This window comes from Cytobacillus sp. GQ23 (assembly GCF_059758675.1).
The window spans coordinates 34981-58158 of the sequence record NZ_JCAXER010000002.1; the positions used below are offsets into that span (position 1 = coordinate 34981).

The window sequence follows — 23178 nt, forward strand, 5'->3', positions numbered from 1 at the left end:
CTAATTCCTCCTGTAAACACTAGTTTATGATTGATAAAGTACTGTGAATTTCTCTATAAAAGAATCAAGCTCAACCTCTGTTTGTTCTCCTGATTCCATTGATTTTACATTTATTTTGTTTGCTTTCAGCTCATCTTCACCCAGGACAGCAACAAACTTCGCATTCGACCGGTCTGCCGCTTTAAACTGAGCTTTAATTTTTCTGTCAAGATAATCTCTTTCAGCAGAATATCCTGCCATCCGAAGTTTTTGAAGAAGGCCGACTGTATAATCCTTTGCTTCCTCTCCAAGGGATACAAGATAGCAATCGATACCCTTATTAAGAGGCAGATCCACCTTCTCTGCTTCAAGAGCAGCAATAAATCGCTCAATACTTAATGCAAAACCTATTCCCGGTGCTTCAGGGCCGCCAATTTCCTCAGTGAGGCCATTGTATCGTCCCCCGCCGCAAAGAGTAGTAATAGCCCCGAACCCTTCAGAATCACTCATAATTTCAAAGGCCGTATGGTTGTAATAATCCAGGCCGCGAACAAGATTTGGATCGACAATAAAGTCAATATCCAGGCTCTTTAAATACTTTTGAACCTTCTCAAAATAAGCTTTTGAATAATCATTTAAATAATCAATGATAGATGGAGCAGACTTCATAAGGTCATGTTCACGGTCCTGTTTACAGTCGAGGATTCGCATTGGATTTTTCTCAAGGCGGTTCTGGCAATCCTGGCAAAATTCCCCGATGCGAGGCTTAAAGTGATTGACCAGAGCCTCTCTGTGTGCAGTCCGGCTTGCTTTATCGCCAAGGCTGTTCACAATCAATTTAAGCTTTTGCAGGCCCATGCTTTTATAAAGTGACATTGCCAGAGCAATTACTTCCGCATCAATTGCAGGATCAGCACTGCCGATCGCTTCCACGCCGAATTGGACAAACTGGCGGAATCGTCCTGCCTGAGGGCGCTCATAACGGAACATTGGTCCCATATAATATAGCTTTACAGGCTGGCTTGCATCTCCATGCATCTTGTGCTCAACAAACGATCTAACAGTTGAGGCTGTTCCTTCTGGACGAAGGGTCAGACTGCGGCCGCCGCGGTCTTCAAACGTGTACATTTCTTTTTGAACAATATCCGTCGTGTCTCCAACACTGCGAAGGAATAATTCAGTATGTTCAAATATAGGTGTTCTGATTTCACGATATTGAAACTTCTCACAAAGCTCCCTGGCCTTTTCTTCAATCAATTGCCATTTCTCAACTTCTCCCGGCAGAATATCCTGTGTTCCCCTCGGTATCTTAATTGACATGAAAATTACCTCCTAATGCAAAATGATCAGTATGTATGGGTCAGTCTTAGGCAAAATAAAAAACCCCCGCCTCCTTGTATATTAAATACAAGGGACGAGAGTCTGGTATTTCCCGTGGTGCCACCCTAGTTGAAGCCAATAAATAGACTTCCTCTTTTACAGTTAACGCCTGTTAACGTTCAGCTCCTACTAAAGATCAAATCTTTTTCAGAGAGAAACCTACGAAGTGTTCTTTCGTTAAATCATCATGTAAGAATGCTTTCAGCCTGGAGGCATTCTCTCTCTTTTCATGTGGGGTTTAACTACTCTTCTTCATCACTGGTTTATTATCGAAAAGCAATAACGCCTGGTCTGGCGCTTCAGCTAGACATTTAATTATTTTGTCATTTTATTTATATTATAATACGGAGCATTTCCTTCAATGTCAAGACTTAAAAAAGTGTTATGAACGTTCCAGCCTTTTTTTCAGTTTTCTTACATCCCTTAGAGATAGTCCAAACTCAGAAGCAAGTTCTATCATGTTTGAGTTCTGTTCTTTTTGTATAAAATCATGAAAATCCACCCCGAACAGCTGATTTTCACCAGATTGTGCAGACATCCCTTTTTCTCCAAATCTCATTGTGCTCACCCTTTTTTATGTAGTCTGTTCTATTCTTTCCATCTTCAGATGAAATGTTTCATAATAGGATAAATAATTTGGAACTAAAAATGATGGCTGATAAACCGATATTAGAAGGGAATTTGCACAAGGTGCAGAAGTATATTAGGACCAAAGTTGTCTTGACGCCCGGCACCTTGTTTGTTTTTCTTTTAATAAGGATTTATTTATGAAAGGAGGCGGTCTGTTGAAGAAAAGAAAGCCACTTATTGCCGTGATATGTCTTATGCTGTTAGCTGGCATATCACTGACGGAGACACAGGTTAAAGCTGAAAACAGTTCGGTAACAATCACCACCAATGATCTTAATGTCCGTCAAGGACCGGGCTTAAGCTATCCAATTCTGGGACAAGCCCAGAAAGGAGATCGATTTAACTTCATTTCCCGTGAAGGAGAATGGATAAAAATTAATTTCCAGGGAGAAGATGGCTATGTCGCAAGCTGGCTAGTTGCCAATACAGCTTCAAGTCAGAAAGAAGAAAAAGCGGCGGATGAGAATTCCCAGGTGGTCATCACAACAGATGGCCTGAGAGTGAGAAAGGGACCTGGTACTAGCTACGGGGTTCTGGGGACTATCCAAAAAGGAGCAGCCTATAAGGTCAAGAGCACTGAAGGAAGCTGGGTTAAAATTCAAACCCCATATGGAGACGGATGGGTAGCAGATGAATTTGTCAAATTCAGCGGCACACAAAAGAAAAGTTCGCCGAGCAGCAGCCAAACCGGAGAGATTACGGCAAACTCTCTAAATGTGAGAAACGAACCTTCTCTTCAAAGTGACATCATCGGTAAGCTTAATTCGGGGGAGACAGTTGATGTTCTTTCTCAAAATGGCAGCTGGACAGAAATCTCTTTCTCTGGCAATACAGGGTGGATCAGCAGCCAATATATTGCGGTTCAATCCTTACAATCAGAAGGCAGGCCAAAACAGTCACTTTTTGGAAAAATCGGTACTATAACTGCAACCACTTTAACAGTAAGAAATAAAGGATCACTAAATGGAAAACCAATTGGTTCAGTTGCAAAGGGACAGACTTTTCCCATTCTTGAAGAAGCTGATAATTGGGTAAAGATTGAATTTCAGCCTGGTAATTATGGCTGGGCCGCAAGCTGGTTTATAGACATAACAGCCGAAAAGAATTCTGGTTCTACTCAGCAAAATATAGACGGCAGTTCTGCAATTATCTTACATAACGGATCAAATATTAGAAAAAAAGCGAGTACCCAGTCATCTGTTATATACAGGGCAAATAAAGGGGACAGCTTTGAGATTATCAGTTTAAATAATGACTGGTACGGAATTCGCCTGCCAAACGGCGAAAAGGGTTTTTTAGCAGGCTGGATTGTAACAGTTGAAGGCTCCGCCCCTGCAGTAACCAAGCCAGGAGCAGAAAAGCACCTGAATAATAAAACAATTGTTCTTGACCCGGGTCATGGAGGCCGTGATAATGGGACAACGGGAGCAAGAGGGACACGCGAAAAGGACATTACAATCAGGACGGCTCAGTTGCTTGCCGAAAAATTAAGGGCTGCAGGTGCCAATGTTATTCTGACCAGGAGCGGGGATACCTATTTGCCGCTGCCTTCGAGAGTAGGTATTTCACATCATCATAACGCAGATGCTTTTATCAGCATTCATTATGACAGCACGCCGGACAGGACTGCACGAGGAGCGACAACCTATTACTATCATCCTTTTCAAAAGGAAATGGCAGCCAATATCCATACCAATGTAACAGCGATGACAAGCCTGAGAGATCGAGGCTATAGAGTCGGGGATTATCATGTGATCAGAGAGAACAAACGCAATGCCGTGCTGATTGAACTCGGATATCTCAGCAACCCGGCAGAAGAAGCCCTGATAGCTTCTGCACAGTATCAGCAATCAGCAGCAGCAGGAATCTATCAGGGACTTGCACGATATTTTAAGAATTAGCAAAAGCCCTGGCACTCACTTGGTGCCAGGGCTTTTCAATACGAAGGAATTTTAATTGCTTTCTAAAATTAAGGTTACAGGCCCGTCATTGGTTAATTGAACATCCATCATAGCTCCAAATTTACCAGTTTCTACTTTCAGGCCTTTAGCTTCTAGAAACCTGTTGAAGGCATCATAGATTTTTACGGCATGCTCAGGCTTGGCCGCTTCCATGAAATTAGGCCGTCTTCCCTTCCGGCAGTCTCCATACAATGTAAATTGGGAAACCGAAAGAATTTCACCTTCCTGGTCGAGCAGTGATAGATTCATTTTGCCTGCATCATCTTCAAACACACGAAGATTGGCAATCTTATCAGCCAGAAAAGCAGCGTCCTCTTCTTTATCTTCGTGGGTAACTCCAACGAGCAAAACAAACCCCTTTTTGATGCTTCCAACGGTTTCTCCGTCCACCGTTACACTGGCTTCTTTGCTTCGCTGCACTACAACACGCATTCTATCTGCTCCCTTTAGTTCATAATCCTTCTTACAGCATAAATATCAGGGATTTGCTTTATCCGCTCCACAACCCTTTGCAGGTGGCTTACATTGTGTATAGCAATGGACATATTAATTGTTGCTGATTTGTTTCGGTCCGAGCGGCCTGATACAGCTGAGATGTTGGTTTTGGTTTCATTAACAGCCTGAAGTACCTCGTTCAACAAACCTCTGCGGTCATAACCGGTAATTTCAATTTCAACATTATATTCTTTCCGGTCATTTAATGCTGTTTCCCACTCTACCGGGATGAGTCTTTGTTTCGCATCATCGGTTTCAATATTAGGGCAATCATCACGGTGTACAGAGACACCTCTCCCCTTTGTAATAAACCCGACGATTTCATCCCCGGGGACAGGATTACAGCAGCGGGAAAGGCGAATGAGCAGATTATCAATGCCTGAAACCCGGACACCGGACTCGCGCTTTTTGGATGAAGCAAATGTTTTTAGTTCAGAAACTGCATTTGTAATATCGGAGGTTTGTTCAAGGTCACGTTTCTTGCGCCATTTTTCTGTAAGCCTGTTGGCAACCTGAAGAGCTGTTACCCCGTTATACCCAACGGCAGCATACATATCTTCCTCTGTTGCGAAATTGAATTTCTCTGCAACCCTTTTGACATTATCAGGTGTCAGAATTTCCTTCAGCTCGAAATCCATATTGCGGATTTCCCGCTCAACAAGCTCTTTCCCTTTTTCCACATTTTCTTCTTTTCTCTGCTTTTTGAAGAACGTCCGGATTCTATTCTTTGCCTGAGATGTCTGAGCCAGCTTCAGCCAGTCTTTACTTGGTCCATAGGAATGCTTGGATGTAAGAATTTCAATGATATCTCCGGTTTTCAGCTTATAATCCAGGGTTACCATTTTTCCATTCACTTTGGCGCCGATTGTCTTGTTTCCTATTTCCGAATGGATCCGGTAAGCAAAGTCAATTGGAACTGATCCGGAAGGAAGCTCGATGACGTCCCCTTTAGGAGTAAAAACAAACACCATATCGGAAAATAAATCAATTTTCAATGATTCCATGAATTCTTCGGCATTCGCTGCATCATCCTGGAATTCCAAAATTTCACGGAACCAGGTCAGTTTCTCCTCAAAAGATGAACCTTCATTCACTCTCTTTCCTTCTTTATAAGCCCAGTGGGCAGCAATACCAAACTCTGCAATTCTATGCATATCCATGGTGCGGATCTGGACTTCCAGTGGATCGCCCTTTGGTCCAATAACCGTTGTATGAAGTGACTGATACATATTTTGCTTAGGCATGGCAATATAATCTTTGAAACGGCCGGGCATCGGCTTCCAGCATGTATGAATAATCCCGAGAACCGCATAGCAATCCTTAATGCTGTTTACAACAATACGTACAGCCAGCAGATCATATATCTCATTGAATTGCTTATTTTGAAGCGCCATTTTTCGATAGATACTGTATATATGCTTAGGGCGTCCGGAGATTTCTGATTTAATTGAGACCTCTGACATTCTGTTCCGCATAACATTAATAACATCATCTAAATACTCTTCCCGCTCTGCCCTTTTTTTCTTCATCAGGTTTACAATGCGATAATACTGCTGCGGATTTAGGTACCTCAAGGCTGTATCTTCAAGTTCCCACTTAATCTTGGAAATTCCAAGCCTATGGGCAAGAGGTGCAAAAATTTCAAGTGTTTCATTTGAAATGCGGCGCTGCTTTTCAGCAGGCAGGTGCTTAAGTGTCCGCATATTATGAAGGCGATCAGCAAGCTTAATTAAGATCACACGGATGTCCTGGGCCATAGCCACAAACATCTTCCGGTGGTTTTCTGCCTGCTGCTCTTCCTGTGATTTATATTTGATTTTCCCCAGCTTCGTTACACCATCGACAAGCATGGCCACTTCTGAATTGAAGGCTTCTTCGATATTCTCCAATGAGACTTCGGTATCTTCAACCACATCGTGAAGAAAGCCGGCTGCAACCGTAGATGGATCCATCTCCAGATCAGCAAGGATACCTGCTACCTGTATGGGATGGATGATGTATGGTTCACCGGATTTTCTATATTGTTCACGATGGGCATGCTTGGCAAACTCGTATGCCTTTTTAACAAGCTCTGTATGCTCATCGTTTAAATATTCTTTTGCCCTGTTGATGACTTGCTCGGCGGTCAGAACTTGATCGTTCGCCATGGAATCACCTTTATCTCCCTGAATTTTATGCAGTTGCATAATGTAATAATTTTGTAATTGATCATTAATCACAAGTTATAAAAAAATTAATATTGCTACTATTATCGAAAAAAAAAGTGAAGATGTAAAGGGATAGACTGTTATTTTTATGGGAATAACAAAATTTTTGTCGTTTTTTGTCCGAATTCCTTTATTGTTTTTCCATAAATGGATTTGAAAGCACTTTAAATATTATTTTCTAATAAATTTAAAACGCTCTTTTCGTCTTAATTTTGTTTTCACCTAACAACGCTGCCCGCAGGATGCTGAACGAACTTCCTTGAAAGAAACACCGCACAAAGGAATGCGTGACCACTTATAAGGATCAAGTGCCCACTCCGAAGATCAACTCAGCAAATTATACTAGGTTATGAAAAACAACAAACTTTACGATAACAGCCAATTAAAAAGAGCGCCATTACATCTGGCGCTCTCTTTATAAAAAAATTAATACTGCATCAATGTCAGAATGTCATAGTTGTCAAGCTTTTTACGCCCGTCAAGGTATGTTAACTCGATAAGGAAGGCAATCCCTGCCACTACTCCGCCAAGTTCTTCAACAAGCTGGATGGTTGCATCGATAGTTCCGCCTGTAGCAAGGAGGTCATCAGTGATCAGGACTCTTTGCCCTGGTTTTATGGCATCTTTATGAATCGTTAATACATCTTTTCCATATTCAAGGCCATAATTAACCTTGACTGTTTCACGCGGAAGTTTACCTTCTTTGCGGACAGGGGCAAAGCCTACACCTAAAGAATAAGCCACTGGGCATCCGATGATAAATCCGCGGGCTTCTGGCCCAACAACCAGGTCAATCTTCTTTTCACGTGCATATTCAACAATTTGATCAGTGGCATATTTATACGCTTCACCATTGTCCATAAGTGTGGTAATATCTTTAAATTTAATGCCCGGCTTCGGCCAATCTTCTACAATTGTTATATACTGTTTTAAGTCCATTTTTCTTCCTTTGCCTCCTCAAGTTTTACAGCCCCTTGCATAACTTCATCAAACCAGTCTTTGAGCTGCTGAAAGGATGAATAGAGCAAATCGCTCTCAAGAGTGTATTGTGCCTGTTTAAGCTGATAAGTTCGTGAATCAGCTAAATCACGTTTAGTGGATGTATTGTTTAACGAAATAACACCATTATTTATTTTAACAAAATCCAATTCAAAAAACACTTGCGACATAAAATCTACTGTCTCTCTGCTCCATCCCTTATGCTTGGCAATATCATTCCCATGGCGACTGATATCAATAGAGCCTTTTTTGGCAAGCAGGGCAAAATACCATTTAAAATGGTCTCTTGTTGGTATCGTGCTGAAATAGTCACTGTCTTCTTTATAGAAATGAGCATAAATTCTGGCAGGTTTTTTGCCGGAGAAGACTTGTGCAAGGAGATCCTTTGAAGGCGGCAAATCAACCAGTACAACGTTTGAGCCTTCCAGTTTTATGGCTTCTGCATCTTTTGCAGATGTTATTTTCACCATATTCTCCCCCGCAGCCCCCTTGTATTTGGAAATAGATTCCTCATTAAAAAATATCCAGGTTGTGTTTGCCTCGGGAATGACACTTTGAAGCCTTTCAAGCCGTTTTAAACTCCGGATATCAAACAGCTGCCAGGAGTTTACTGCCATATCCTGAAGGAAAATTTGCGGTTTTTTAATATTGTTCCATTCATTAATGGATAATTCACCAATAACAGAGACCTTGGAGTATGGTGAAATATGCTCATGCAAATGTCCAAGTCCAAAACCGATGCCATCAAGTGAATATCCTTCATTCTCGATTGTAACTTTAATATGTGTCTGTTCAGATCCGATCTTTCTCATAGCGGCAATGTTGGAATTTTGTATCATTACTTTCGGTTTTGCATTCCCCATCCCAAATGGAGCAAGCAGCTGCATCTCTGCAATAGAAGAAAGATTGATATCTTTTAAATGGAAAACCCCGTCAATGGAGGTTACAGGGATAAAATCTTCCTCAGTCAGCTGTTCATTTGCAAGAGTATTCAGTCTGCTTCGCAGATCATCAACCGCATCAATGGATAAAGTCATACCCGCTGCCATCGGGTGTCCTCCAAAGTGGGGGAGGATATCCCTGCATTCAGAAAGATTCTTGAACAGATCAAACCCTTCTATACTTCTTGCAGAACCCTTTGCAAGCCCATTTTCACTGTCATAACTAAGGACAATGGCCGGGCGGTAAAACTTTTCAACAAGCTTTGAAGCTACTATTCCGATTACTCCTGCGTTCCAGCCTTCTTTTCCAACAACAATAACTGAATTCTCGCTGATTGGGAAATTTGTTTCAACCTCATGAACCGCTTGTGCTGCAATGTCATTGACAATAGCTTGCCTCTCTTTATTCAGCATTTCAATTTCTTCAGCAATGGCTTGTGCTTCATAAGGATCACTTGTCAGAAGCAAATCCACAGCAGGATCAGCACTTTCCAGCCTTCCGGCTGCATTGAGCCGAGGGCCGATAGTAAAGCCGATCGTTTCCTCACTAATGGAAGGAAGCTCGATTCTTGCCGCTTTAAACAAAGCATTCAAGCCTGTATTTTTAGTTGATTTCAGTTTTTGAATTCCTCGCTTGGCAATAAGTCTGTTTTCTCCTGTTAAAGAAACAAGGTCAGCAATTGTGCCGATCGCCGCTATTTCCAAAAGATGCTCAGGCAATTCACCATACAGGGCATGAGCAAGCTTAAAGGCTACTCCAACACCGGCAAGCTCCCGAAATGGGTATGTGCTTTCGGGATGCTTTGGATGCACAATGGCCAATGCTTCAGGAAGTTCAGGGCCGGGCTCATGGTGATCTGTAATGATCAAATCCATACCAAGCTCTTTTGCAGATTTTGCTTCATTTACAGCAGCGATCCCGGTATCTACTGTAATAATTAAGCGAATGCCCGTTTCTGCTGCATATTCAAAAGCCGGGATATTTGGTCCATAGCCTTCTGTAAAACGATTCGGTATGTAGAATCGGACGTCTGCACCAAGATCTCTTAGAGCCATCATCATGACAGAAGTGCTAGTGACACCATCCGCATCATAATCACCAAATATTAATATAGGCTCCTGTTTTTCGATGGCTTCTTTTATTCTGGTAACGGCAATTGCCATATCTTTCATTAAAAAAGGATCATGAAATTCCTGCTTATTATCCATCAGAAAATACCGTGCAGATTCAGCGGTATCCATTCCGCGATTAATTAACAGCGATGCTGTAAGAGGAGATATATTCAGATCCTTTGAAAGGAGCTGCACTTTGTCCTCCTGTGATTGCCGAACAATCCATCGCGTTCTTGAATGTAACATACGTTCACCCCTCAGCTTATTAATTATACAAGAGGGGATGATGCGTTTCAATAAGGTAAAATCGGGATAACCCAAACAATTCTGGAAAGAAAATATTAGCAGCTGATCAATTATTGCGTCCAAAATAAAAACTTGAGCAAAAGCTCAAGCCTGTTCATCTAATGTATATCCCTATCCAGCTCTTTTTCAAATTCTTCTTTTTCAGTATTACCTTTTCGGGCACTTCCTGTTTTCAGCTTTTCATTTTCCTTTTTTAATATTTTCACTTGCCTTTGAAGTGAATAGATGCGGACAATGCCCACGGAACCGACAATTAGTCCACCCATAAGGACAGATCCCAAAATCACTAGTATCAGCGGCCACTGGCTTTCCCCAAACAAGTAGTTAACCGTTACATTATCCACATTGATCACTGCAAAAACAGCCACTATTAATGCAAATAAAAAACCAAATAATAAAGTCCATTGAAATTTCATACTATCCTCTCCCAGATCGTTCTCTAATTTATTCGTTCCTGCTATAAGGATTAATGTGAACAAAGACATTTTGAACATTTTCCAATTCAAGCAGCTTGCGTTTTACTTCCTTGCCGACCCGGTGGCCATCCTCAACAGTCATATTAGGATCCACTGAAACTTTAATATCAACAATAACATAATGTCCATGTTCCCTTGCATGCAATTCATCGATTCTTTTAACCTGATCGACGGATTCAGCCGTTTTGCGCATTTCAATTGTATCTTCCTCATGAAGCACATGATCAAGTGTGCTATGAATAGATTCTTTCCCAAGCCTCCACGCCATTTGGAGAATCATTATGGAAACAATAAGTCCAGCCACAGGATCTGCATATTCAAGCCACTCGATCCCCATTCTTCCGCCAATAACCGCACAGCCAATGCCTATTAAAGCGGCAATAGATGAATAAACATCTGAACGGTGTTCATAAGCATTAACAATTAAAGCATCACTGTTTAGTTTCTTTCCCAAATTATACTTATACCGAAACATTGCTTCTTTCACAATGATGGAAATTAGCACTGCAGCTATTGCAATTGCTTTTGGAGGTTCAATTGGAGAAAAGAATGATTCAAATGATGATTTTCCGATTTCAATTCCCACGAGGAACAGCAGGACGGCAACAATTATGGCTGCTATCAATTCTGCTTTCCCATGCCCATATGGATGATCCTCATCCGGCGGCTGTTTTGCGGCTCTCAGTCCCAAATATACAGCAAAGGACCCTGCAACATCCGAAGCTGAATGGACCGCATCCGCCACCAGCGCTTTACTCCCTGAATAAACACCAATTCCCCACTTAAGGGCAGCAAGAATAATATTGCCCACGATGCCGATTATAGCTGCAAATTCAGCCTTCTTAAAACGATCGTTATTTGCCAAAGCGATACTTCCTTCCTCCCTGATCTTGCTATTAGTTTATCCTATTTCCCGGAATCATTAACCAAATTTGCAAAATAGACATCATCCTCTTTCAATGAAAAAAAGCTCAGGCACATGCCTGAGCTTTTGTAATAATTACACTTGAGGTTCGTCACTGACCTTGCGTTTTTCTTTAACAGTATAAATAACGCCTTTTTCTTTCAGTTCTTTGCCTTTCCATACTGCCCAAATCTGTGCAGCAAGGAAAATGGATGAATAGGTACCTGCGATTAAACCGATCAGAAGTGCAAACGAGAAGTTTCTGATTGATTCACTTCCAAACACCAAAAGTGCTACTACTGTAAAAACAACAGTCAGAACAGTATTAACAGATCGTCCCAATGTTTGGCGGAGACTTTTATTTACAACGTCTGCAATGTCTTCAAATGATTTAAGTTTTTTCTTTTTCTGCATATTTTCACGCATCCGGTCGAAGGTTACGATGGTATCATTGATTGAATAACCGACTACCGTCAGGACTGCCGCAATGAAGGTAATGTCCACTTCAAGGCGTGTAAAGCTAAATATAGCAATAATAAAGAAAGCATCATGCAGAAGTGCAAGAACTGCAGGCACTGCCATTTTAATTTCAAAACGGATGGTTACATAGATAATAATGCCGACAGAGGCAATAGCCAATGCAATCAGTGCGTTTTTGGCAAGTTCTTTACCGACTGTCGGTGAAACCGTGCTGACATTTGGATCGGCACCAAATTTTTCATGAAAATGAGTCTTTAATTCGGCTATTTCATTTTTAGTCAGTACACCTTTTAATCTTGCAACACCTATTTCCTTATTATCACCTGAAATGACAATATCATCGGTTTCTAATCCTACGGCAGATAATTCAGTTTGCAGCTCTTCCTTGGTTAAAGGTTTATCAGCAAGCTGCTCGATACGCGTACCGCTTGCAAAATCAATACCGAGGTTCAGCCTGAATACGGATACTATGATGATCCCCACTGCAATTAATACAGCAGACAGAATGAAAAACTTCCTGCTGTGCCCTACAAAATCAAACTTATCAAATTTCGTCGGCAAATCCAGGGTATCGTAATTTTCAGCAATATTTTTAATCTCGCTTTTCTTAACTCCAAACCAGCCTGGCTTTTTATCAAGTGCTTTACTATGGACCCAAAGTCCCATTAGGAGCCTTGTGCCGTACACAGCAGTGATAAAGCTTGCCAGGATGCTTATAATAAGCATGGTAGCAAATCCTTTTACAGAACTTGTCCCATACAAGAATAATACGGCTGCTGCTAAAATAGTTGTGATATTCGCATCAAAGATTGTAGAAAGGGAGTTTTTCTCCCCTGCCTGGAAAGCAGATTTGATTGTCCTGCCCACTTTCATTTCTTCCCTGATTCTCTCATAGGTAATGATATTCGCATCAACAGCCATACCAACCCCAAGAATAAGCGCAGCGATGCCAGGAAGCGTCAATACGCCATTCATCCAGTCAAATATGAGTATTATCAGATAAATATAAAATGATAATGTGAGTGTAGCAATGAACCCAGGAAAACGATATACAGCAATCATGTAGATAAAGATAATCAATACCCCAACAATTCCGGCAAGAATGGTCGTTTCCATTGCCTGCTCACCGAATTTCGCACCTACTGATGTTGAATACACTTCATCCAGCTGTACAGGAAGAGATCCTGCATTTAATAAATCCGCCAGCGTCTGTGCTTCTTCAATTGTAAAGTTCCCAACAATGGAAACGGTATCCTGATTAAAGATTTGGCTTACCTGTGGAGCAGATAAGTATTTTGGATCTTTTTTTGCTGCCTCGGCCTGGAAGGAATCCTGGCCTTCTTCAAAATCAAGCCAAATGACAAGCAAGTTATTTGGAGCTCCCATATTGACTATTTTTTGAGTTACATCTTTAAATTTGCCGGCACTTTTCAGCTTCAATGAAACACTCGGCTTTCCATTTTCATCAAATGTCTGCTTTGCACCATTTTCAGCAAGGTCTGAACCGTCCATCATCAACTGATCATTTACATCTCTAAATGATAAGTTAGCTTCTGTAGACAAAATTTCTCTCGCTTTATTCTGATCTGTTACACCAGCAAGCTGAACACGAATCCGCTTATCTCCTTCAATCTGGATATTCGGCTCACTGACTCCAAGAACATTGATCCGCCTGTCCAGTGCTTCAGCAGTACTTGCAAGGACATCTTTATTTACCTTCTGACCATCTTTTGGCGTGACTTCATAAAGAACCTCAAATCCGCCCTGCAAATCAAGTCCAAGCTTAATATCTTTTAAGATGTTGTTCGTCGTTGCTCCAGCCAGGCTTCCCAGTAATAAAACAATCAGGAAAAAAGCAACGATACGGCTGCGCTTTACCATTCTGAATAAATCCTCCTTAGCTATCGCCCGCTATTTGATATAACAGGCACTCCATCAGCGGCGTGATGCATTATTTACCAAAACTTCATGGGAGGCTGCATAATCTTTAGGTATGCATGCCCGTTAAAAGACTGTTGTTTGATTCACTCGTTTTTTTAAATTTCATTCTATGTATGACCTATGACATGAAAAAAGACCAATTACTCCGCTTTTCATTATGAAACAGATTGTAAAACCTGTCAATTTGTCTTAAATCATGTTAAACCAGGGGAAAACCGGAAAATTCTAATTACTTTAATAGTTTTCTCCGTTCTTCTTCATTCTCGAAAGAAAATTCTGCCTCTTTAAAAGCCTCGATGGTAGCATAGTGGATGTATTCACTCACCTTTACCTCCATTATTTCTTCCACAATTTCAAATAGCCTGACATTTTCTTTTGGTTTTTTCCACTTTTTCTTTGTCAGATATCCCCAGAGTTCCTGTTCAGTCACTTTTTTATATCCCAGAAGCTGAAATTCATCCAATTTGCTTTCCAATGCAGGTTTTACCGTAGTGCGAAAATAATCATATTCATGGCCGATTTTCATTTTCAGCCGCCTCCCCGCCATTAATAACATGGAAATTATGATAGCCTGTCATGCTTTGTCCTCTATCTTGCATATAGATAATTGTATATGATATTACCCATTTTGAGAAGGCAGGGAGTTGAATGTCCAAATTTCTGAAAGGCACCATGATCCTGCTCGCTGCAGGTCTGGTGACCAGGGTCCTTGGCTTTATTAACAGAATTGTCATTGCCCGATTTATTGGAGAAGAAGGTGTTGGCCTCTATATGATGGCCTTTCCCACCATGATTCTTGTCGTCACCATCACACAGCTCGGGCTGCCGGTTGCTATTTCGAAAAGTGTGGCAGAGGCAGAGGCAAGAGGCGATACAGCAAAAATCAAGAAAATATTAATTGTTTCCTTAGCAACGACCATCTCACTTTCCATAGTTTTCACTCCCGCTTTAATTTTGCTCGCACCATTATTATCAGAGACACTCTTTACTGATAACAGGACACACTTGCCTTTGATGGCAATCGCACCAATTGTGCCGATTATTGCCGTTTCCTCAGTCATTCGGGGTTACTTCCAGGGCAGGCAGAACATGAAGCCTGCTGCCTATTCCCAGATGATTGAGCAGATAGTCCGAATCAGCCTGATCGCTTTAATGACTAAGGCATTCCTGCCATATGGAATTGAGTATGCGGCGGCGGGTGCCATGCTGGCAGCAGTTATCGGGGAGCTTGCATCATTGCTTTATTTAATGACCACATTTAAGCTTAAAAAGAAATTCAGAGTCAGGAAACAATTTTTTAAATATGTGTCTTCCGGAAAAAGCACATTTAACGAATTGATGACTGTTGCCCTTCCAACAACTGGCAGCAGAATGATCGGTTCGGTCTCTTGGTTTTTTGAACCGATTGTAGTAGCACAAAGTCTTGCACTTGCAGGTGTTGCAGCAGCTGCTGCTACGAAGCAGTATGGTGCTCTTACGGGCTTTGCCATGCCTCTTCTGATGCTGCCATCGTTCATTACTTATTCTCTGTCAACTTCTCTTGTTCCAGCTATAAGCGAGGCAAATTCCCAAAATAAGATGGGGCTGATCGAATACAGGCTTCAGCAGGCGCTTCGCTTTGCATTTATTACCGGCGGCCTGGCGGTTGTGGTTCTTTACGTCCTTTCCGATCAGCTAATGGAAGTGATGTATGGCTCCTCAAGCGGCTCACATTTTATTAAACTAATGGCTCCCTTCTTCCTTTTTTATTATTATCAGGGACCTCTTCAGGCAACATTACAGGCATTGAATCTAGCCCGTGCGGCTATGATCAACAGTCTGATTGGCGCGGTTGTAAAGACAGCAGTTATCTTTCTCCTGGCGAGCCAGCCTGCTTTCGGGATAAACGGAGTTGCGATGGGGATCTTGACAGGAACAGTCCTGGTGACAATGCTTCATTTTGCAACCGTTCTGAAAGCTATTTCCTTTACTTTTTTCATAAGAGACTATATAAAAACGTTTATTGCAATGGTTATGTCAGGAGGAGCCGGGTTCTGGATGCTAAAAGACATCCTTGCCACTGACATGAATACAGCCGCAGGGGTTATTTTGGTATCCACTGTTATCACAATTGTCTATATCGTCCTTTTATTACTCTTAAAACTGATTAAAAAGAATGACTTGGTCCGTATTCCCGGGATAGGCAAAATGATATCCAGGCTGGCATTCAAATAAAGTGAGATTTCAATCAGCGGGGTGGTTCCTTATCCCCGCTGATTGTAAGTTGATGCCAACAGGAAGTGAGGCATAAAGACGCTGCCACAGGATGCGGCGTTCTTAGTCTTTGTTCTTCTTTTCAGTCCATTACGGTCAGTTTGACTGTGATAAACAAGATCAACCGTACTTATTTTCTTTCATCAAACAAATCAACATAAAATTGGCCATTTTCATAACTGCAGAATGAAATCTCGGATATCTCTTTATACCCTTCTTTGCGAAGTTCCTGACGCAGCCAAAATTCACTTTTATCGATCGTTTCCAGGTTAGTTTTCTGAATCCTTCCATCTATGATTAAAGGGATTGTTATTCCCCCATCTTTACTGTCATTTCTTTCAAAGACTGACAGTGTACCGGAGGATTCCAGGATAGCAAATTCCACATCGGAGATTTTGGCAATATCTTTTTCTCTTAGCTGAAGAAGCAGGTCATCAAAGTTATACCGCTGTTTCCTCATGGCATTTTCATCTATTTTTCCTTTATTAATAATAATTGTTGGCTTACCATCAACTAAGTCCCTGAATCTTTTGCTCTTCAGAGAGAATATGGCCAATACAATTTGCACAACCATCAAAAGGAGCATGGGGAGCACATTTTTAATAATATTTGAATCCGGAGTTTCAATCGCGACAACTGCAAGTTCAGCTATCATGATATAGACGACAAGGTCCAGGACGCTTAGTTCTCCAATTTCTCTTTTGCCCATTAGTCTAAATATGAGAAGGATGACTGCATACAGAAATAAGGTTCGTATAACAATGATTAGATATTCTTCCACTTTTACAGCACTCCTTTTGATGCAATCCTTTCTATTCTTCCGCATATTTGAACATTTATGTGTATATGGGGTTTTTCTTTGAACAATTTCTATTCTATTTTTTCAATGGCTGAATATGCTTGTACTAAGGAAAAAGGCTGTCTTCCCCAAGGGGTGAAAGCTGTTCCTATTTACTCATTAAGAAGGGAGAGGGTTCATATAGAAGAATCAAAGAACTTTGGCAGCGCTGTCCTTTACGGTATTATAGCGATTTTTGCCATAGCCGTTGCCGCCAGTCTCATTTTTTCACTGCTTCTGCGGTTTACATCACTGCAGGAGTCATCCTTGCAGTATATTATTACTGCCGTTTCATTCATTTCTCTTTTTGCAGGCGGGTTCATTTCGGGAGGTAAAGGGAAGCAAAAAGGCTGGCTGCTTGGAGGCTTAACCGGCCTAATTTATTCAATCGTCATTTTCCTTTTTCAATATTTAGGTCATGACAGTTTATTTAATATGGAACAAATGATATACCACACCTGTTTCACACTTACAGCCATGATGGGCGGTATACTGGGAGTGAATCTCAACACTAAGAGAACCGCATAAAAAAGAAGGTCCTGAGTTTCAGGACCTTCTTTTTTGATATTAAGATTTTGCTAATGCATCGCCAGTTGCCTGCGTTACTTCGCGGATAGCTGCACGATCGTATGTAAGACGGCTTCCGTCACCACATTTAATAACCACTTTGTCTTCGTCGATAGCATCAACGAATCCATGAAGACCGCCGATTGTTACAACCTTATCTCCCTTTTTCAAGTCACTCTGCATTTGCTGAACTGCCTTTTGGCGTTTCTGCTGCGGACGAATTAACAGGAAATAGAATAAGACAAACATCAATAATAATGGTCCTAATGTTCCTAAAAGCTCCATTGTTTTCCCCCCTTTCAAAGATCGGCCCAATTTAAGGAGTACTGTTCCTTAAATGAACTCTCTATTATTAAAAGTTCTTCGCGTTAGGCTTATTAAAACCATACCTTTCGAAAAACTCTTCTCTAAAGTCACCCAAGCGATCTTCTCTAATTGCCTGTCTAACCTGCTCCATTAATTTTAACAGAAAATAAAGATTATGGTAAGTTGTAAGCCTGATTCCAAATGTTTCATCACAGCGGATTAAATGCCTGATATAAGCACGGCTGTAATTTCTGCATGTGTAGCAATCGCAGTTCTCATCTATAGGGCCAAAATCTCTTGCAAACTTGGCATTTTTAACAACCAGCCGGCCATTACTTGTCATCAATGTTCCGTTCCTTGCAATCCTTGTAGGAAGAACACAGTCGAACATATCGATTCCTCTGATCGAACCATCGATTAAAGAATCCGGGGATCCTACTCCCATAAGGTACCTTGGCTTATTAGACGGCATAAGCGGTGTTGTGAATTCAAGCACACGATTCATTACATCTTTCGGCTCACCTACCGATAATCCGCCCACAGCATAACCCGGGAAATCAAGAGATGTTAAGTCTCTGGCGCTCTGTTTGCGCAGCTCCTCATATTCTCCGCCCTGGATAATACCAAAGAGCCCCTGGTCATTCGGGCGCTTGTGAGCTTTTAAGCAGCGCTCAGCCCATCGGGAAGTCCTTTCTACTGACTTCTTCATATATTCAAAGGAAGCTGGATATGGCGGGCACTCATCAAATGCCATCATAATATCAGATCCAAGCGAATTTTGAATATCCATGGCTTTTTCAGGAGATAAAAACAGCTTGTCACCATTCAAGTGGTTCCTGAAATGAACGCCTTCTTCTTCAATTTTGCGGAATTCACTCAGGCTGAACACCTGAAATCCGCCGGAATCTGTCAGAATGGCACGGTCCCAATTCATGAATTTATGCAGACCGCCTGCTTCTTCCACGATTTCCTGACCCGGCCGAAGCCACAGATGATAAGTATTGCTCAGAATGATGCCCGCACCCATTTCCACCAATTCTTCCGGTGACATGGTTTTTACAGTAGCGAGTGTCCCCACAGGCATGAAAACGGGGGTTTCAAAAGAACCGTGCGGCGTATGGACACGGCCCAGACGGGCACCTGTTTGCTTACATGTTTTAATTAATTCATAACGAATTGCAGTCAATTTGCAGTTCTCCTTCCATTTGAAGCACATTAGGCCTGCCCCGGACAGGCAGAATAATATTACAAAATGAGCATAGCATCTCCAAAACTGAAGAACCGGTAACGTTCTTCAACAGCCTGATTATAGGCATTTAAAACGTTATCGCGGCCTGCAAGTGCACTCACCAGCATAATTAAAGTTGATTTAGGCAGGTGAAAATTCGTAATCATTCCATCTATCGCTTTAAATTCATAGCCTGGATAAATAAAAATATCGGTCCAGCCGCTTGCTTCCTCAAATCGGCCATTGTGTGCAGAAGCTATGGTTTCTAAAGTCCTTGTGGAGGTAGTCCCCACACTGATGATTCTTCCTCCCTGCTCACGCACTTCATTTAACAGCCGTGCAGTTCCTTCAGTTACCTGGTAAAATTCAGCATGCATTTCATGCTCATTTAAATCCTCCACACTAACTGGCCTGAAAGTTCCAAGACCAACATGCAGAGTAATAAAAGCAATATGCACACCCATATCTTTTATTTCTTTAAGAAGCTGCTCAGTAAAATGCAGACCTGCTGTCGGAGCTGCAGCAGAACCCCGCTCACGGGCAAACACAGTCTGATAACGGTCGCGGTCATCAAGCTGCTCTTTAATGTAAGGAGGCAAAGGCATTTCTCCCAATTGTTCCAGCACTTCATAAAATATACCATCGTACCTGAACTCAAGCACCCTGCCGCCATGCTCAGAGCTTCCAGTACAGACAGCAGTCAGCTTGCCGTCTCCAAACGTTATCTCTGTTCCTTCTTTTACTCTTTTGGCTGGCTTAATCAGTGTTTCCCAGGAATCCCCTTCAACCTGTTTAAGAAGAAGCACCTCTATTTTCGCACCGGTTCCCGTTTTTTCTCCAAACAGTCTGGCAGGAAGCACCTTCGTGTCATTTAATACAAGGCAATCCCCAGCCTTAAGGTAATTTTTAATATCTTTAAAAACACTATGCTGAATATCCCCGGTGTTTTTATCAAGGACCATTAGCCTGCTGCTTGTCCTATCAGCCAAAGGCGTTTGTGCAATTAATTCTTCAGGCAAATGAAAATCAAACCAATCTACTTTCATGATGTCACCCTTCTGTTATTCAAATAGACTACCGGAACCTGCCAATAAAATAAAAGATGGCAGATAGGATAATACTCAGCAATATCGATGTAACGACTGGAAAATAAAATGTCGTATTGCCTTTTTTAATCACTAAATCTCCATGCAGCTTGCCAATATTAATAAACTGGCTTATAAAGCCTATGGCGAAAATGATGGCACCAACAACCATCAGCCACTTCGATATGCCGTTCAATCAGAAGGCACCTCCATTTGAAAATGGAGGTACACCAGGTCCGTTACAATTCTTCCTCTTGGCGTCCGCTGAAGAAACCCAATCTGCAATAAATAGGGTTCATAAACATCTTCAATCGTATGCGCTTCTTCTCCAATGGTCGCAGCAATGGTTTCAAGGCCAACAGGTCCGCCCCGGAATTTTTCTATTATCCCTCTTAATAATTTATGGTCAATATGATCAAGGCCTAAACGGTCAACCTGCAAAAGCTCAAGGGCTTCTTTGGCGAGTGGTTCATCAATTTGGCCGTCCGCTTTGACCTGGGCAAAATCCCTGACTCTCCGGAGGAGCCTGTTTGCAATTCGGGGCGTGCCTCTTGACCTTCTTGCCACTTCAATCGCTGCTTTTTGGTCTATGCCTGTATCCAGCACCTCAGCTGTGCGGATAACAATATCTGTCAGCTGCTCTTCTGAGTAATATTCAAGCCTGCTGAGCACACCAAAGCGGTCTCTTAAAGGAGCCGATAACGACCCGGCTCTAGTTGTCGCGCCAACCAGTGTAAAAGGCGGCAGATCCAGCCTTACTGATCTGGCACTTGGCCCTTTTCCAATAACAATATCAAGGCAGAAGTCTTCCATTGCAGGGTAAAGAACTTCTTCGATAGACCGCGGCAAGCGATGAATTTCATCAATAAACAGGACGTCACCTGGTTCCAGCGCAGTCAGGATTGCCGCCAAGTCACCTGGCCTTTCAATCGCAGGGCCTGCAGTTGTTCTGATATTTACGCCCATTTCATTGGCAATAATAGCAGCCAGTGTGGTTTTCCCCAAACCGGGCGGCCCATATAGAAGGACATGATCCAAGGTCTCCTCGCGTATTCTGGCGGCTTTAATAAAGATCTCGAGGTTCTCCTTTACTTTATCCTGACCAATATACTGCTTTAGTGTCTGCGGGCGCAGGCTCTGTTCAAATGAAAGATCCTGAAGATCAGCTTCACCGGATATAATCCGCTCTTCCATACTTAATCACCTTCTTAATTTCAGCATAAAACGAATCGGCCTTCTTCAACAATTATAGTTTTAAAAGCTTTTGCAGAGCTTTCTTTATGTATTGGTCCGTTGTAAGCTTTTCTTTTTTCAGTTCCGGCGTAATCCTTTTTAGTTCCTTATCAGAATAGCCCAGTGCTTTTAATGCAAGCAATGCTTCTTCCAAATCTCCCGCATGCGCGCTATCAGACTGAATTTTATCCGCTGAAAACAGATTGGGAAAGAAGTCAGGTACAATATCCGGAAGCTTGCCTTTAAGATCAAGAATCATTTGCCTGGCAGTTTTCTTTCCGACTCCAGGAAACTTAACAAGGAAAGCTTCATCTTCATTTTCAATCGCCTGCACTACCTGTTCCGGTTCACCTGATGCAAGAATCGCAAGTGCTCCCTTCGGCCCAATGCCGGTAACATTAAGCAGCCTGGTAAACAGAGTCTTCTCCTCACGAGTCTGAAAACCATACAATGCCATGATATCTTCCCGTACATAATGATAAGTGAATATCCTGACTTCCTGCCCGAACTCCGGTGTATAGCTAAATGGATTTGGCGTTAATATCTGATATCCGATACCATTATTTTCAATAACTACATATTCAGGTCCGATAAAATCGAGCCTGCCTTTTACAAATTCAAACAATGCCTTTCTCTCCCCTAATTCAACTGTACCTCATTGTACCATAAACTTTTTGGCACGAAGAAAAAAATGCTGCAGACACTCTTCTTAAGACTTGTTCTATGCATCCTCTTGATCTTTTCTAAAAGCTCCCTTTAAATCATCTTTAACACTAATACTGCTCATCTCTACACTTGAGCGATAAGCAGCCCGGCAAATTACATGTGCCGAAACAGGGGCAGTCAGAAATACGAAAAATATCCCAAGCAGTAATCGAATACTGAAAAAATTATCTGCAAACAGAAAAAACAGGAATGCTCCAAACAATGTAAACATTACACCCAAAGTGGAGCTTTTTGAAGCGGCATGAGACCGGGTATAAACATCGGGAAGCCGTATAATTCCGATTGCACTCAAAAAACTGAAAATGGTGCCTGTCAAAATTAAAATGGCTGCTACCAATTCACTTGTGACGTCTGCGTTCAATGACAACACCTCTTTCCATAAATCGAGCAAAGGCGATTGTTCCAATAAAGGAAAGAATGCCAATTAATAAAATGACTTCCATGAAGGCATGCGTTTTTAGTAATACCGATAAAATTGCGACCGCTGAAATTAAATTTATTCCTAAAACATCCAAAGCCTGTACCCTGTCTGGTGTTGTGGGTCCTATAACCAGCCGGAAGATTGTTGCCATCATTGAGAGCGCCAGAAATCCCAATGAAAGCAATAAAATAATTTCGATCATTTGCGGGTCACCTTCTTTATCGCCTTTTCAAACCGATCCTTTGATACTATGACAGATTCACTTGATTCCGGAATATCCATGGCATGAATGTAGAACACTTTATTATCGTGGGATACCTCCACAACAACAGAACCGGGAGTCAGTGAAAGCAGCAAAGCAAGCAAGGTTACTTCAAGCTCTCCCTCAAGTTCAGTTTCTATTGTGAAAATCCCGGGAGTGATATTAATTCTTGGCCTTATTACCTGCCGGATGACAAGGATGCTCGAAGTAAACAGTTCCCAAATAAACACAAAAAACAATTTAAGGATGGCTATAAGTGATCTCAAATATAGAGGGGCTTTAAAAAATTTCTCTAAAACGATCAAAACAATTATCCCCACCAGATAGCCGCTGAAAAAGGATAATACGCTCCAGTCATCTTGAAGAAACATCCATAAAAAAGCTATAAATAGATTGATTAACACTTGAATGGGCAAAATGATAACCCCTTTCGAAGAAAATCTGTTT

The 23178-nt window shown here is 41.7% G+C and carries 23 protein-coding genes and 1 other annotated feature; of the genes, 3 read left to right on the top strand and 20 right to left on the bottom strand.

The features are described from left to right. Positions 1 to 24 precede the first annotated feature (24 nt). Together hisS and AC6CHU_RS01910 are read right to left on the bottom strand one after the other, a co-directional pair. A complete protein-coding gene (gene hisS / locus AC6CHU_RS01905; protein ID WP_159863287.1) occupies positions 25 to 1299 on the bottom strand; it encodes a histidine--tRNA ligase in 1275 nt (424 codons plus the stop codon). An 87-nt stretch (positions 1300 to 1386) separates the two neighbouring features. Continuing rightward, positions 1387 to 1627: a binding site (T-box leader), on the bottom strand. Positions 1628 to 1741: 114 nt separating this feature from the next. Continuing rightward, on the bottom strand, positions 1742 to 1918 hold the full coding sequence (locus tag AC6CHU_RS01910; RefSeq protein ID WP_048010351.1) for a hypothetical protein: 177 nt from the start codon (positions 1916 to 1918) through the stop codon (positions 1742 to 1744). A 226-nt stretch (positions 1919 to 2144) separates the two neighbouring features. Between AC6CHU_RS01910 and AC6CHU_RS01915 the strand changes: the two genes are divergently transcribed. Beyond that, entirely contained in the window at positions 2145 to 3890 is a 1746-nt protein-coding gene (locus tag AC6CHU_RS01915; protein WP_251283647.1) for an N-acetylmuramoyl-L-alanine amidase family protein, read from the top strand. Positions 3891 to 3941: 51 nt separating this feature from the next. Here AC6CHU_RS01915 and dtd read toward each other — a convergent pair whose 3' ends face one another. The 8 genes from dtd to AC6CHU_RS01955 all read right to left on the bottom strand — a co-directional run bounded on the left by dtd (position 3942) and on the right by AC6CHU_RS01955 (position 14338). Continuing rightward, entirely contained in the window at positions 3942 to 4382 is a 441-nt protein-coding gene (gene dtd, locus AC6CHU_RS01920; protein WP_159863289.1) for a D-aminoacyl-tRNA deacylase, read from the bottom strand. Positions 4383 to 4396: 14 nt separating this feature from the next. Then, positions 4397 to 6592, bottom strand: a complete 2196-nt coding sequence (locus tag AC6CHU_RS01925) for a RelA/SpoT family protein (RefSeq protein WP_159863290.1) — start codon at positions 6590 to 6592, stop codon at positions 4397 to 4399. Positions 6593 to 7078: 486 nt separating this feature from the next. Then, positions 7079 to 7591, bottom strand: coding sequence for an adenine phosphoribosyltransferase (locus tag AC6CHU_RS01930; protein WP_035331259.1), 513 nt, complete (start codon positions 7589 to 7591; stop codon positions 7079 to 7081). Then, positions 7582 to 9951, bottom strand: coding sequence for a single-stranded-DNA-specific exonuclease RecJ (gene recJ, locus AC6CHU_RS01935; protein ID WP_498119876.1), 2370 nt, complete (start codon positions 9949 to 9951; stop codon positions 7582 to 7584). The genes AC6CHU_RS01930 and recJ overlap by 10 nt, the downstream gene beginning before the upstream one ends. A gap of 158 nt (positions 9952 to 10109) precedes the next feature. Next, complete coding sequence (locus AC6CHU_RS01940; protein WP_159863292.1) at positions 10110 to 10427, bottom strand: LapA family protein; 318 nt, start codon at positions 10425 to 10427, stop codon at positions 10110 to 10112. A 28-nt stretch (positions 10428 to 10455) separates the two neighbouring features. Beyond that, positions 10456 to 11352 carry a cation diffusion facilitator family transporter gene (locus AC6CHU_RS01945; protein ID WP_159863293.1) on the bottom strand — a complete coding sequence of 299 codons (897 nt, stop codon included), beginning with the start codon at positions 11350 to 11352 and terminating at the stop codon, positions 10456 to 10458. A 135-nt stretch (positions 11353 to 11487) separates the two neighbouring features. Next, positions 11488 to 13752, bottom strand: a complete 2265-nt coding sequence (gene secDF / locus AC6CHU_RS01950) for a protein translocase subunit SecDF (RefSeq protein WP_498119878.1) — start codon at positions 13750 to 13752, stop codon at positions 11488 to 11490. A gap of 289 nt (positions 13753 to 14041) precedes the next feature. Further along, complete coding sequence (locus AC6CHU_RS01955) at positions 14042 to 14338, bottom strand: post-transcriptional regulator (protein ID WP_159863295.1); 297 nt, start codon at positions 14336 to 14338, stop codon at positions 14042 to 14044. Between the two features lie 122 nt (positions 14339 to 14460). Here AC6CHU_RS01955 and spoVB point away from each other — a divergent pair, with 122 nt between their 5' ends. Next, positions 14461 to 16026: a stage V sporulation protein B gene (gene spoVB / locus AC6CHU_RS01960; protein WP_159863296.1), complete on the top strand. Its 1566-nt coding sequence runs from the start codon at positions 14461 to 14463 to the stop codon at positions 16024 to 16026. A gap of 169 nt (positions 16027 to 16195) precedes the next feature. On the opposite strand, the gene AC6CHU_RS01965 is transcribed toward spoVB, so the two are convergent. After that, positions 16196 to 16846 (bottom strand): DUF421 domain-containing protein, encoded by a 651-nt coding sequence (locus tag AC6CHU_RS01965; RefSeq protein WP_159863297.1) that lies wholly within the window; start codon positions 16844 to 16846, stop codon positions 16196 to 16198. A gap of 78 nt (positions 16847 to 16924) precedes the next feature. Here AC6CHU_RS01965 and AC6CHU_RS01970 point away from each other — a divergent pair, with 78 nt between their 5' ends. After that, positions 16925 to 17431, top strand: coding sequence for a TIGR04086 family membrane protein (locus AC6CHU_RS01970; RefSeq protein ID WP_311315950.1), 507 nt, complete (start codon positions 16925 to 16927; stop codon positions 17429 to 17431). Between the two features lie 39 nt (positions 17432 to 17470). On the opposite strand, the gene yajC is transcribed toward AC6CHU_RS01970, so the two are convergent. The 9 genes from yajC to AC6CHU_RS02015 form a co-directional block, all read right to left on the bottom strand. Next, a complete protein-coding gene (gene yajC, locus AC6CHU_RS01975; protein ID WP_009333093.1) occupies positions 17471 to 17755 on the bottom strand; it encodes a preprotein translocase subunit YajC in 285 nt (94 codons plus the stop codon). A 67-nt stretch (positions 17756 to 17822) separates the two neighbouring features. Further along, positions 17823 to 18962, bottom strand: a complete 1140-nt coding sequence (gene tgt, locus AC6CHU_RS01980) for a tRNA guanosine(34) transglycosylase Tgt (RefSeq protein ID WP_035331272.1) — start codon at positions 18960 to 18962, stop codon at positions 17823 to 17825. Positions 18963 to 19021: 59 nt separating this feature from the next. Beyond that, positions 19022 to 20050: a tRNA preQ1(34) S-adenosylmethionine ribosyltransferase-isomerase QueA gene (queA, locus tag AC6CHU_RS01985; RefSeq protein WP_251284455.1), complete on the bottom strand. Its 1029-nt coding sequence runs from the start codon at positions 20048 to 20050 to the stop codon at positions 19022 to 19024. 28 nt (positions 20051 to 20078) lie between these two features. After that, complete coding sequence (locus AC6CHU_RS01990) at positions 20079 to 20285, bottom strand: DUF2905 domain-containing protein (protein ID WP_159863299.1); 207 nt, start codon at positions 20283 to 20285, stop codon at positions 20079 to 20081. Then, a complete protein-coding gene (ruvB, locus tag AC6CHU_RS01995) occupies positions 20282 to 21283 on the bottom strand; it encodes a Holliday junction branch migration DNA helicase RuvB (protein ID WP_159863300.1) in 1002 nt (333 codons plus the stop codon). The genes AC6CHU_RS01990 and ruvB overlap by 4 nt, the downstream gene beginning before the upstream one ends. A 52-nt stretch (positions 21284 to 21335) precedes the next feature. After that, positions 21336 to 21947 (bottom strand): Holliday junction branch migration protein RuvA, encoded by a 612-nt coding sequence (gene ruvA, locus AC6CHU_RS02000; protein ID WP_159863301.1) that lies wholly within the window; start codon positions 21945 to 21947, stop codon positions 21336 to 21338. A 96-nt stretch (positions 21948 to 22043) separates the two neighbouring features. Next, positions 22044 to 22409, bottom strand: coding sequence for a monovalent cation/H(+) antiporter subunit G (gene mnhG, locus AC6CHU_RS02005; protein WP_159863302.1), 366 nt, complete (start codon positions 22407 to 22409; stop codon positions 22044 to 22046). After that, positions 22387 to 22671: a Na(+)/H(+) antiporter subunit F1 gene (locus AC6CHU_RS02010; protein WP_159863303.1), complete on the bottom strand. Its 285-nt coding sequence runs from the start codon at positions 22669 to 22671 to the stop codon at positions 22387 to 22389. The genes mnhG and AC6CHU_RS02010 overlap by 23 nt, the downstream gene beginning before the upstream one ends. After that, complete coding sequence (locus AC6CHU_RS02015; protein WP_159863304.1) at positions 22668 to 23147, bottom strand: Na+/H+ antiporter subunit E; 480 nt, start codon at positions 23145 to 23147, stop codon at positions 22668 to 22670. The genes AC6CHU_RS02010 and AC6CHU_RS02015 overlap by 4 nt, the downstream gene beginning before the upstream one ends. Between the last annotated feature and the right edge of the window lie 31 nt (positions 23148 to 23178).